This window comes from Companilactobacillus allii, from assembly GCF_001971585.1.
In the GTDB taxonomy this organism is placed as follows: Bacteria; Bacillota; Bacilli; order Lactobacillales; family Lactobacillaceae; genus Companilactobacillus; species Companilactobacillus allii.
Genome location: NZ_CP019323.1, coordinates 1,425,395 through 1,438,579, shown reverse-complemented (window position 1 = coordinate 1,438,579; position 13,185 = coordinate 1,425,395). Strand labels below are relative to the sequence as shown.

Sequence of the window (13,185 nt, the reverse complement as noted above, 5' to 3'; positions counted from 1 at the left end):
ATTCCTCACTAATATTTATTCTTACATCAATTCTATCATTATAATGACAATAAAAGAATTGAGCTGTATCAAGAAAAAGCAAAAAGGATCGATATTTACGTTTACAAAGTAAATACCAACCCTTTATGTACTTAAAATATCTATACTCGTTTGTTAAAGTTATCCGTCGTGTATCGATTAATAACCGAATTACAAATGGCTAAGATAATTGCCACTACAATGGCAGCGCCAAAACTACTGAAATAAAATGTTGTTGGTCCCATTAATGACGATGTTATCTCTAAAGTAGCCGCACTAATTACGAATGAGAATAATCCAAACGTAATGAATGTTATTGGCAATGAAATAAGGTGCAAAATTGGTTTTATAGTCCAGTTAAGAACAATTAAAACAAAACTAGCTATAATTGCCGTAGTCAAACTATCAACATAGAACATATTCGGAATCAATCTAGCTATTGCTAAAAATAGTACAGTGTAAATTGCCATTTTAATTAATAGTCTCATTTGTTTTTATACCTTATCTCCTTTTTTATTTATTTTACGATTTTTCTTATTAATTCTTACATACGGATTATATGGTTCATCAAAATCTGTTTGCTGAATGTTACGTTTTTCTGGAAATGAAAATACACAGATTGCATAGACTAGAATCGTTAAGAAATAACTGAATGGCGATACAAATATAAACGCCAATCTAATCCAAGTCGAGTCTATTCCAAAATGTTCTCCTAAACCACCACAAACACCAGCAATCATTCTATCCTTACTAGATCTTGTGATACGTTCTTTCAAGAAATCTCACCTCAACTTTGTTAAAAATATACAACATAGCCGTGGGAACTGCAACCAACAACTTAATCCTGTTCAGCCATATGCTTACGATTTAATTCAATCACGTGACCACTATTTAAGTAAACTACCCATTCACAAATATTAGTTGAGTAATCTCCAACACGTTCAAGATAACTGGCTACTAGCATATATGAAGTACCACTCAAGATATTATCAGCCGTTTTTTGCATATCCTTGATACACAGTTCGTTGATCATTTTACTCTTTTCATCGATCTCAATATCACGACGTGCAACATCTTCAGCCATCTTATCGTCTCGTTTTAAATATGCTTCTAGTGAATCTTCAACGATACTTGTGCTCATGTCACCCATTTCACTGATCAACTTTTCCATTTCTGGTATACGTGTCTTACCTTTAACTCTGATTGTTTCTTGGGCAATACTTACAGCGTGATCTCCCATACGTTCAAGATCTGAACTAGCTTTCAATACTGTAACGATCATACGTAAATCCGAAGTAACGGGTTGTTGTAGAGCTATCATTTCAAAGGAATCCTTTTCAAGATCAGTCTCTCGTTTATTTATATAAACATCCTTCTCGATAACTTCTTTAGCTAATGCTTTATCGTGATTGATATAGGCTTTAACAGACTTCATAATTGCCTCACTAGCCATCATTCCCATTTCTGAAAATCGTAAATGTAAGTCGTTAAGTTGTTCTTCAAAAGTACTACGCATAATTTTCCCCCTATCCGAATTTACCTGAGATATAGTCCTCAGTTTGCTTTTCTTTTGGATTTAAGAATATATTTTTTGTTTTATCAGCTTCAATTAATTCTCCATTTAAGAAGAAAGCTGTGCGATCTGAAATTCTTGAGGCCTGTTGCATATTATGTGTAACGGTAATGATTGTATAATCTTCACGCAAATTAAGTAATGTATCCTCAACCTTTGCTGAAGATATTGGATCAAGTGCTGAAGTTGGTTCATCTAAGAGAATAATATCTGGCTTAACCGCTAAGACTCTAGCAATACAGACTCTTTGTTGCTGTCCACCAGATAGAGATAAAGCACTTTGATGTAACTTATCTTTAACATCATCCCAAACAGCGGCATTTTGTAAACTAGTCTCAACTGCTTCATCTAATACTGACTTATCTTTGACTCCAGCCAAACGTAATCCATATATCACATTGTCATAAACTGAGAACGGGAACGGATTGGGTTGTTGAAAAACCATTCCGACCTGCTTCCTTAATTCTACCGTATCAATGTTAGGTGCGTAAATGTTTTTACCATTTAAAGAAATTGTTCCAGTGATTGTTACGTTAGGAATTAAATCATTCATTCGATTCAAGCAACGAAGATATGTAGATTTACCACATCCTGAAGGTCCAATCAAAGCAGTAATTTCATTCTTATTGAAATCTAGGTTGATACCTTGCAAAGCTTCTTTTTTTCCATAAAATAAATGTACATCCGAAGATGTTAAAATTTTTTCTCCCAAAAGTGGAGCCTCCTACCCGAAATGTCCTGAAACGTAATCTTCTGTCGTCTTAATCTTAGGACGTGTGAAGATTTTTCTAGTTTCATTGAATTCTACTACATGTCCCATATGGAAAAATGCTGTATAATCACTGATTCTAGCCGCTTGCTGCATATTATGTGTCACGATAATAATTGTAAATTGTTCTTTAAGATTGAGCATTGTCTCTTCAATATTTGAAGTGGAAATAGGATCCAGAGCACTAGCTGGTTCATCCATTAACAAAATATCAGGTTTCATAGCAATCGCACGTGCAATGCACAAACGTTGTTGCTGTCCACCGGATAAAGCCATGGCACTCTTGTTAAGATCATCTTTAACTTGATCCCATAGTGAAGCCTGCTTCAAAGTTGTTTCGACAATTTCATCCAGTTTATTTTTATCATGTAATCCATGCCGTTTTAGCGCAAAAGTTATATTATTATAAATTGATTTTGCAAACGGATTTGGACGCTGGAACACCATTCCAATATGTTTTCTTGTTTCATAAATATCTACATCATTTTTGTTTATATCAAGGCCACGATACATTATCTGGCCCTTAACTAGTGCTCCGGGTACATTATCGTTCATTCTATTCAATGACCGCAAGAAAGTTGACTTTCCTGATCCAGAAGCACCAATTAAAGAAGTTATTTTATATCTTTCAAATTGGAGACTGGCTTTGTGCATTGCTTCTTTTTCACCGTAGAATACTTGCAAGTCTTTAGTGGACATAGCTATTTCATGATCTTTTTCATCTAATTGATGAATAAATTGTTCTTCATTTTTTTGTACATCCATAAAATTATTCTCCAGTCATCTTTTTATAAACCAAATTACCAATATATCTTGATAGTAAATTAAATAGTAATACCGCAATAATCAAAACTGCAGATGCACCAGCTGAGACTTGAACAGCATCAGGAATCAATCCTTCAGAATTGACCTTCCAGATATGTACAGCCAAAGTTTCAGCAGGACGCATTAAATTCAAAGGACTAGTAATACTGAAAATATTGAAGTTAGTAAAGTCTAGTGGCGGTGCACTTTGACCTGCTGTATAAATAAGTGCAGCGGCTTCACCAAAGACTCTACCGGCCCCGATGATCATCCCGGTAATGATTCCTGGAAGTCCATCGGGAATAATTACATGTATAACTGTTTCCCACTTGGATAAGCCTAATGCCAATCCAGCTTCACGTTGTGATTGAGCAACTGACCTCAATGAATCTTCAACATTTCTAGTTAAAATTGGCAAATTGAACACTGTCAAAGTCAATGCACCAGAAAGAATTGAAAATCCAAATTTAAAACTAATTACAAAGATCAAAAATCCAAACAACCCAACAACGATCGATGGTAGTGAACTTAGGACTTCAATTGAAATTCTAATGATCTCCACTAGCTTGTTCTTCCCAGCATATTCAGATAGATAAATACCAGCCGAGATCGAAATAGGTATAGAAATAAGCATTGAAAGTATCAACAAGAAAAAGGAATTGAACAACTGAATACCAACACCACTACCAGCCTGGAAAGCCTTTGATCCAGAAGTTAGAAAGTGCCAATTAACATAGCGTAAGCCACTTCCCAAAATGTATAGTAGTAATCCTGCCAAAATAAGTACGATAATTCCTGACATGGTATAAATAACGCCTGTAGCAATTTTATCTTTTACTTTTTCATTAAGCATTACATCTTACCTCTCTTTGCGATAATTCTAATTACAAAGTTAAATAGCAACGACATAAGAAGTAGTAATAATGCTAGCGACCACAAGGCATTATTGGCTGTTGACCCCATAATTGTATTTCCCATATTCATTGTAAGAACACTAGTCAAAGTAGCAGATGGTGATACCAAATTTTCTGGTAACAACATTGCATTACCAATGACCATTTGAACGGCTAACGCTTCACCAAAGGCACGTGACATACCAAACACTACGGCTGTCAAAAGCCCTGGTGTAGCGGCACGTAATATAACTTTATGAATAGTTTGCCAACGAGTAGCACCTAGTGCTAGTGATGCCTCACGATAATATCTTGGCACTGCACGTAGTGCATCGACTGACATTGACGTTATAGTCGGTAAAATCATAACGAATAATACAAAAGAACCAGCCAAAATACCAAACCCACTTCCGCCGGCTATCTTTCGTACAAATGGAACAACTACTGTTAAACCGATGAAACCATAAACAACTGAGGGAATTCCGACCAATAATTCAATTACTGGTTGCAAAATTTTACGTCCCCATTTTGGAGATATCTCAGTCATAAATAATGCTGCTGCAATTGCAAAAGGTGTCCCAATCAAAGCGGCAATAAAAGTAACAGCAAACGAACCAACGATCATTGGTGCGGCACCAACAATAGGATGACCTGCACTATCTAGTTTGCTGGGGGACCAAACTGAATTAGTTAAGAAGTTAATAGGATTAACTCCATCCTTAAAGAAGATAACTAATCCTCTCGAAGCAACGAATCCAATTATTGTTACAACTAAAATTACGATAACTGCGGTAAAACTGAACGAAATTATTTTTCCACGAGTTTCTCTTTTAGCTGATACAGATTTTTTAGTTAGACTTTCTCTAATCGGATCTTTCATATTAAACTTCCCCCTTTGAAACAGGCGTTACGTTACCCTTGTAATCTTTTTGATACTTCATATCTTTTATTGGAACATATTGTAGCTTTTTAACTACTTGGTTTTGAATTTTATCCGTCATAATATAACTCAAGAATTCTTTGGTCATCCCTTTAGGATTACCCTTTGTATACAAATGCTCATATGACCAAATCTTCCAAGTATTATTCTCAATATTCTTAATAGTTGGTTTTACACCATTTACATTCAATGTCTTCACGGTGTTATTTAAATATGGCATCGCCAAATAACTGATTGCACCATCAGTATTGTAAACAATTTGACGTACCATCCCACTTGAGTCTTGTTCTTGTGAACTAGCAAATGGAACATTCTCCATTACATCATCTTCAAATGCAGATCTGGTTCCACTTCCATCGGCACGATTTATAATCGTAATTTTAAGATCTTGTCCACCGACTTGTTTCCAATTAGTTACTTCCCCAGAAAATATCTGTCTTAACTGTTTAATAGTTAAAGAATCCACTTTAACGTCTTTATTTACAATAGGAACCATTCCCACTGCAGCAATACGATGATCTACCAGTTTACTGGCATCAATACCACTCTTTTGTTCAGCGTACAAATCAGAATTACCAATATCGACAGCACCTTGTTGTATCTGACTAAGACCAGTACCACCACCTTGAACATTGACGTATTCATTTGGATTATCTTTTGAGAATTCCTCACCCGCAAGTTCAACCAATGGTTGGGCCGCAGAGGAACCTACAGCGGTTATTGTTTTTTGACTACCACTCCCGGAGCAGCCAGATAAAACAAAAATTGCGCCAAAAATTACAGCAAACAACGCAAAAATTCTTTTCTTCAACATTTTTCACCTCTATCTAACCAATATTAATATAACAATGTATATTTTTTGTATAAAAATGGACGTTGAAACAAAAAAATTCATAAAGTAGTTGTACATAACTTTGTTTCTACTCAAACTTGCAGTAAAAACGCGTGACAAAACACGATTTTCTCCGTCTAGTTCAAAAAAAGCCCAGTATTTACTTACGTAAATACTGGACTTTTTTCGCAACTATACTCGAAAGCTAAGCACATTTTGCCACGCTCTTAAAATTTCACTAATTATTTAACTGAAATGTCACTTGCACTAACCCATTCGTTAGTTGCAACATGATACCAAACAGTACCGTCAGAAGCAGTCTTAGTCTTATTGAAATACCAATCAGTATTTGTAGCTAAGGCACGATTCTTAACTTCTTTACCATTGCTATCTTGTAATCTAGCGTATGGTGTAGCATTTACGTGTACTGTATCTGAATTATTGTCAGAACCACTGTTTGTTTCTGCATTACCATCATATTGAGTCAAGTTGTATGTTGAAATCAAGCTGTTCAATGATGAAGCATAGTTAGGTGCAGTAGCATATCTGCCTTGCAACCAAGCGGTAGCATCTTTATATGATGATGTATTTTCTTTCCATGTACCTGAATAGTAGCTAGAATTCCATGAAACACCATTACGTAACTTATCACCATTATCTAAGAATGATTCATAATAACTTGGATATTTTCTAAAGTTGGCATAAATTGTATACCAACCTTGTGATGAACTCCATTCAGAAGTCGGCATTGATACGTAGGCACCATTATAGTCACCCTTGATACCAAACAAGTTATGGCCTTGAGTAGCTAGAGTTGAAGCACCCCATCCACTTTCAAGAATAGCTTGAGCTAACATAACTGAAGTATATAAATTATACTTTGAAGCAGCTTGTTGAGCCATTGGAACAGCTTCTGACAAGAATTGTTGTTGTTGTGATGATGTTACACCACTACTTGTAGCTTGAACGATAGCCTTTGTTGAAGATTCTGATTGAACAGTAGCTGTATGAGCAACTGTTGTATCAGCCTTTTGAACGTCTGATCCTGAAATTACATCTGTATCATTATTATTTTGATCTGAATTATTTACTTGTTCTGAACTTTCCGGAACACTTGTAGTGTCCGTGGCAGCGGAAGCAACCGTTGGAGCAGCGACGGCAGCTAGTGTGTTAAGAACGGCAACGCTTGTTAACAGCACTTTTTTATTCATTGAAAGATCCCCCTATATAAGTATCTACGTACCAGATTACTATTTAAAAAGACCATATTCAATGAATCTTGGATTCTGTAACAGAAACTAAACATTATGTAACATTTCTGCAACAATCAAGGTAATTGAAAGAGCTTTTTGTTTTACCATAAGGATTTTTTGCACAAAAAAAGATTGTGACCTAAAAATCTTTGTCACAATCCCAAATAATTATTATAAAGGAATATTTACTGTAAATGTGGAGCCCAGACCCTTATGAGACTCCATATTTATTGTCCCATTCATATTATCAACTGTTTCTTTGACAATAGCTAAACCAAGTCCAGTACCACCTGTTTCCAAGCTTCTTGATTTATCCACACGATAAAATCGTTCAAATACACGATCTTGTTCATCGTCAGAAATTCCAATACCAGTATCTTGAATAACAAATCTGATACGGTTTTCTATTTCATCATGATGGAACTCCATAGCAATAGTTCCATTTTCTTTGTTATATGAAATAGCATTTTTAATCAGGTTGCTAAGTATCAAGTTTATCTTTTCTTTGTTAATAGTTATATTCTCATTACCAAAGAATTCTTTTTTAACATGAATACCATGCTTCTTAATTGGGATCTCCATGCGCTCTAATATCTTGTCAACGTCTTCTTCCATGTTAACAAGTTGCGCCTTTTGGGCATCCTTTTTAACTTTAGATAACGATAGAATATCTTGAATAAGTTCCGTCAAACGAACACTTTCATCATTAATGATATGTAAGAAATGATCCAATTTCTCTGGATCATCTTTGGCACCATTCAATAATGTCTCAGAGAACCCTTCGATTGAAGTAATTGGAGTCTTTAATTCATGGCTGACATTATTAACGAAATCCACTTGAATCTGTTCAAATCTTCTACTTTCAGTCAAATCATATAAAATAACCAGAACTTGTTGATCATAGTCTTCACGTGAATGAACCAAGCGAATGACGTTGGCGTCAACGTACTTTTGTGAATTACCAACTAGTTGAATCTCACGATGATGATTCTTGTTCTTACGCAAGGTATGTTCAATCATACGACTCAAACTATACGTTTTAACATCTTCAATAAAGGGATGTATTTCGTTGGAAATATTCTCATCCAACAATCCTGCCATTGCCTGATTGTGCATCAAGACTTCACCTTGTGAGTTCAACAGCATAACGCCAATTGGCAAATGTCCTATCAAACCCTTGAATCGTCTTTCACGTAATCTAGCATTATCACGCAATTCATTAATATCCATACTAATATCATTAGTTTGTTCAACCAACTCATATAACTCATCATCTGGTGAAAGAATCAGTGATGCCATTTCTTTGTTTTTTCTAACCCGCTTCAAATTCTCAGTAACACTCTTGATATCCTTGCTAAGAATCTGACGCTTACGGTAAAAGAATAGAATCATAAAGTCAGTCACAATAAAGTAAATGAATGCAACCATCAAAAATGAGAACGTATCTTGATTCCAAAGTCTCTTATATTTCTTTGCAACAACATACTTACTAGATCCATGCATGTAATACATTGTTCTAGTTCCAAAGGTATCTTTTGTCACATAATTTTGTCCAGGAGTTAAGTGTCCACGATGAATCAAATCATATGCACCTTTTTCCAAGGAAGTATCACGTTTTGTAGTATCAATATATGACAAATTGGCATATTTGGCTGCTTGGGACTGTGAATGATTCTTTTTGAGCTCTCGATAAGACACAGTTTCATCCGCAAACATTTCATTTTGAGAATGAGACAAGATATTATCGGCAAATACCGACAGTACGATAAAGATTATTACAGTAATAGCGATTGCAATTAATGGCCCTAATTTTTTCCTCATATCACACCTCTAAGACGTAACCGAATCCGTGTACGGTTTTTATTATTTGCGGATCTTTAGTATCCTTTTCAATTTTATCACGAAGATGACTGATTTGAATATCGACCATCCTTAATTGTGAGTTTGAGTTCAATCCCCACACATTATCAAAGATCTGATCCCGCGAAACCACAATTCCCTTGTTATCCAATAAGAACTCTAATAATTGATACTCTTTACGTGTCAAAGTTATTTCAATTCCATTAATGGTTAAACTCTTTGCGGCTTTATTTAAAGCAAATTTTGTTTTTTCAGAACTTGCAGTCCGACGTAAAACTACTTCTATCCTCGCCAAAAGTTCCTTAATACTAAACGGTTTTGTAATATAATCATCAGCCCCACTGACAAGGCCCTCAATTTTATTTTCTTCAGCATCTACCGCCGTCAAAAATATTACTGGAGTCAAGTTTCCCACGGAACGAATCTTTTTAAGGATCTCAATACCACTTAGTTTAGGAAGCATTTGATCAAGCAAGACTAAGTCAAACTTTTCCATTAGGATTTTATTTAGAGCATCTTCTCCGTTGTCGGCGACGTCTGTATCATATCCTTTGGACGTTAAATTGTACTCAATCAATTCTAGAATTGATGGCTCATCATCTACAATCAAAATTCTTTTTTGCATATTAATCTGGATTCTCCTCTTGAAGCTTCCATTGCAAGTAGGCATAAATAAACGGATCCAAATCTCCATCCATAACGGCTTGTCCGTTACCAGATTCATAGTTTGAACGATGATCTTTTACCATTGTATATGGATGGAATACATACGATCTGATTTGCGAACCCCAGCCAATATCCATTTGTTCACCTTTGATTTCGGCATTTTTCTTTGCTTGTTCTTCTTGTTCTCGTTGATATAACTTAGCTTTCAACATACTCATTGCTGTTTGTCTATTTTGAAGTTGAGACCTTTGTGCCTGTGAACTAACAACTATACCAGTTGGTAAATGTGTAATTCTTACCGCTGATGAGGTCTTATTGATATGCTGTCCACCAGCACCTGACGAGCGGAAAACATCAACACGTAAATCATCATCGTTAATCTCCACTTCAATCGAATCATCAAGTTCTGGCATAACGTCTACAGAGGCAAACGAAGTATGTCGACGTCCCGCAGAATCAAAAGGTGAAATTCTAACCAATCTGTGAACTCCACGCTCAGAACGTAAAAGTCCGTATGCATTCTTACCACTGATCATTATGGATACACTTTTGATTCCAGCTTCATCCCCTGGTTGATAGTCTTCAATTTCAACAGAAAATCCATGTTGATCAGACCATCTTTGGTACATACGCAATAACATTGCTCCCCAATCTTGGGATTCTGTACCACCAGCACCGGGATGAATCTCAAGGATTGCATTATTAGAATCATAAGGTTGAGAAAGCAACATTGTCAATTCATAAGATTGCATTTGTTTTTCAAGAGTTGTCGTATCATTTTCAAGTTGTACGATTAATTCCTCTTCAGGATCATCTTGATAAAGTTCTGCCAAAACCTGTAAATTCTCAAAGCTTTCATCAAGTTGTTTGAAATTATCATACTTTTCTTTTAAATCATTATTGGCATCAATGACTTTTTGGGCTTTTTCATGATCATTCCAAAAGTCATTGTCACCCATTTTCGCCTCATTTTCGGCAATTGCTTCTTCCAGACCGTCTAAGTCAAAGAGACCCCCTGAATTGACTTATTTTGCTTTCAATATTACTTATTCTGGTCTTTATTTCACCAAATTCCATAATCTCACTCCTATAAAAAAGGGCAGGCCAAGCGGCCTGCCGATTTATCTTTCCATATTTTGTCTAATTTCGGCCTTCATGAATAATCTTGTTACATCATATTCAATATCTGAAACCATTTCTTCAAACATGCGATATCCTTCTTCTTGATATTCAACAAGTGGATTTAATTGTCCATAACCACGTAGACCAATTGATTGACGCAATTGATCCATTGCATCGATATGATCAGTCCAGTGCTCATCAACAACTCTAAGGATAACAACCTTTTCAAACTCTAACATTTGAGAAGGATCTCCAAGTTGTTTTTTCTTGTCTTCGTAGTTTTTATTAACAAAGTCCATCAAATACTTAACAATTTCTTCTGAAGTCTTAAGTTGAAGGTCAACAACACTGAAGTTCTTATCGCTAACTAATGCTGAAGTTGCAAAATCAGCAATAGCGGCAAGGTCCCAATCTTCTTCTTTTCCTTGTGTATGTACATCAACAGTAGCTTTGATAGTACGTTCAATCATTGGAAGAAGAACACGATCAAGATCTTTTTCTTCAGTAATTACTTCCATTCTCTCTTTATAGATAACCTCACGTTGTTCACGCATAACATCATCATATTGTAGAGTGTTCTTACGTGTATCGTAGTTATTACCTTCAACACGTTTTTGAGCAGATTCAACTTGACGAGTCATCATTTTACTTTGAATAACTGCATCTTCGTCTTCGATCTTCAAGGTCTTAAGAACACGCTTGATTCTCTCTGAACCAAAACGCTTCATCAAATCATCCTCAAGCGACATATAGAATTGTGTCACACCAGGGTCCCCTTGACGACCAGATCTACCACGAAGCTGGTTATCAATACGACGTGACTCATGACGTTCTGTACCAAGAACAGCCAATCCACCGACTTCTTTAACACCAGGTCCAAGCTTAATATCAGTACCACGACCAGCCATATTAGTGGCAATAGTTACAGCACCACGTTGACCAGCGTTCATAACGATTTCAGCTTCTTTTGCATGGTTCTTAGCATTCAAGACAGCATGTGGAATACCATCCTTATCCAATAACTTAGATAAGTACTCAGAAGATTCAACAGCAACGGTACCAACCAATAAAGGTTGTCCCTTTTCATGTCTTCTCTTAATATCTTCAACAACAGCCGCAAACTTACTCTTCAATGTTGGATATAATAAATCATCCTTATCATCACGAACAACTGGCTTGTTAGTAGGTATTGAGATAACTTCCATGTTGTAAATTTCTCTGAATTCTTCTGCTTCTGTCTTAGCTGTACCTGTCATACCAGACAATTTATCGTACATACGGAAGAAGTTTTGATAAGTGATATTAGCCATGGTCTTAGTTTCGTCTTGGATCTCAACGCCTTCTTTAGCTTCAATAGCTTGATGTAATCCATCAGAATAACGACGACCATCCATAACACGACCAGTAAACTGATCAACGATCTTAACTTCACCATCTTGAACAACATAATCAATATCAAGTGTCATGATGTAGTTTGCACGAAGTGCTTGATCCAAATGATGATTCAAAACAGTATTGTCAATATCATATAAGTTATCGAGTCCGAAGTAATCTTCAGACTTTCTGATACCCGTTTCAGTCAAACTAATCGACTTTGTTGGCCAATCAATCTTATAATCATCTTTTTCAAGTGTCTTTGAGAATCTATCTGCACGAACATACATGGCTGTAGATTTTTCAGCAGCTCCAGAAATAATCAATGGTGTTCTAGCCTCATCAATCAAAATTGAATCAACCTCATCGACAATCGCATAATGTAGTGGACGTTGAACCATTTGTTCTTTGTAAACGACCATGTTATCACGCAAATAATCAAAACCAAGTTCACTATTTGTTGAATAAGTAATATCACAGTTATAAGCTGCTCTTTTTTCTTCTGAATCCATGCTGTTAATGTTAAGACCTACTGTTAGTCCTAACCAGTTGTATAACTCACCCATCTCCTTAGCGTCACGAGAAGATAGATATTCGTTAACGGTAACAACATGAACACCTTTTCCAGCAAGAGCATTCAAATAAACTGGTAATGTGGCAGTCAAAGTCTTACCTTCACCAGTTTTCATTTCAGCAATATTACCTTCATGAAGTGTAATACCACCAATTAGTTGAACTCTAAATGGATAGAGTCCAAGAACTCTTTTAGCACCCTCACGGGCTGTAGCAAAAGCTTCAGGTAAAATATCATCTAAAGTTTCGCCTTTTTTTAATCTTTCTTTAAATTCAGGAGTCTTAGCTTGAAGTTGTGAATCTGAAAGTTTGCTAAAATCTTCAGCATAACTTTCAACTTTATCGGCAATTTTGCCCATACGTTTAACTTCTCTTTTATCGCTTTCGACCCATTTTCTTAATGGATTTGCCATATGTAATAATCTCTCCTAAATACTAAACATACTTTTAATAGTAGCATTTTTTTAGATTGTTTTAAACTCAGAATTATATAGAGTCTTCCAGAGTT

The 13,185-nt window shown here is 35.8% G+C and carries 13 protein-coding genes; all 13 read right to left on the bottom strand.

The window, feature by feature from the left end; translation table 11 throughout:
* Nucleotides 1-140: 140 nt before the first annotated feature.
* Entirely contained in the window at nt 141-506 is a 366-nt protein-coding gene (locus BTM29_RS06980; RefSeq protein ID WP_076615268.1) for a phage holin family protein, read from the bottom strand.
* Nucleotides 507-512: 6 nt separating this feature from the next.
* The gene (locus tag BTM29_RS06975) at nt 513-794 is read right to left on the bottom strand and encodes a PspC domain-containing protein (protein ID WP_076615265.1); all 282 of its coding nucleotides are present in this window, start codon (nt 792-794) and stop codon (nt 513-515) included.
* A gap of 62 nt (nt 795-856) precedes the next feature.
* Nucleotides 857-1,534 carry a phosphate signaling complex protein PhoU gene (phoU, locus tag BTM29_RS06970; RefSeq protein WP_076615262.1) on the bottom strand — a complete coding sequence of 226 codons (678 nt, stop codon included), beginning with the start codon at nt 1,532-1,534 and terminating at the stop codon, nt 857-859.
* Nucleotides 1,535-1,544: 10 nt separating this feature from the next.
* Nucleotides 1,545-2,303, bottom strand: coding sequence for a phosphate ABC transporter ATP-binding protein PstB (gene pstB / locus BTM29_RS06965; RefSeq protein ID WP_076615258.1), 759 nt, complete (start codon nt 2,301-2,303; stop codon nt 1,545-1,547).
* A gap of 12 nt (nt 2,304-2,315) precedes the next feature.
* Complete coding sequence (gene pstB / locus BTM29_RS06960; protein WP_076615255.1) at nt 2,316-3,125, bottom strand: phosphate ABC transporter ATP-binding protein PstB; 810 nt, start codon at nt 3,123-3,125, stop codon at nt 2,316-2,318.
* A 4-nt stretch (nt 3,126-3,129) separates the two neighbouring features.
* On the bottom strand, nt 3,130-4,017 hold the full coding sequence (gene pstA, locus BTM29_RS06955; RefSeq protein WP_076615251.1) for a phosphate ABC transporter permease PstA: 888 nt from the start codon (nt 4,015-4,017) through the stop codon (nt 3,130-3,132).
* On the bottom strand, nt 4,017-4,937 hold the full coding sequence (pstC, locus tag BTM29_RS06950; RefSeq protein WP_076615248.1) for a phosphate ABC transporter permease subunit PstC: 921 nt from the start codon (nt 4,935-4,937) through the stop codon (nt 4,017-4,019). The genes pstA and pstC overlap by 1 nt, the downstream gene beginning before the upstream one ends.
* A gap of 1 nt (nt 4,938) precedes the next feature.
* Entirely contained in the window at nt 4,939-5,811 is an 873-nt protein-coding gene (locus tag BTM29_RS06945; RefSeq protein WP_076615244.1) for a phosphate ABC transporter substrate-binding protein PstS family protein, read from the bottom strand.
* 260 nt (nt 5,812-6,071) lie between these two features.
* Nucleotides 6,072-7,040 (bottom strand): glycoside hydrolase family 73 protein, encoded by a 969-nt coding sequence (locus BTM29_RS13120; protein WP_076615240.1) that lies wholly within the window; start codon nt 7,038-7,040, stop codon nt 6,072-6,074.
* Between the two features lie 213 nt (nt 7,041-7,253).
* Entirely contained in the window at nt 7,254-8,903 is a 1,650-nt protein-coding gene (locus BTM29_RS06935; protein WP_076615237.1) for a sensor histidine kinase, read from the bottom strand.
* Nucleotide 8,904: 1 nt separating this feature from the next.
* A complete protein-coding gene (locus BTM29_RS06930; protein WP_076615234.1) occupies nt 8,905-9,567 on the bottom strand; it encodes a response regulator transcription factor in 663 nt (220 codons plus the stop codon).
* Between the two features lies 1 nt (nt 9,568).
* Nucleotides 9,569-10,685 (bottom strand): peptide chain release factor 2 gene (gene prfB / locus BTM29_RS06925; protein WP_120270369.1). Its coding sequence is split into 2 segments (ribosomal slippage): nt 9,569-10,633 and nt 10,635-10,685, totalling 1,116 coding nucleotides; the frame shifts between segments, so codons are not numbered across the junction.
* 44 nt (nt 10,686-10,729) lie between these two features.
* The gene (gene secA, locus BTM29_RS06920) at nt 10,730-13,090 is read right to left on the bottom strand and encodes a preprotein translocase subunit SecA (RefSeq protein WP_076615227.1); all 2,361 of its coding nucleotides are present in this window, start codon (nt 13,088-13,090) and stop codon (nt 10,730-10,732) included.
* Nucleotides 13,091-13,185 lie beyond the last annotated feature (95 nt).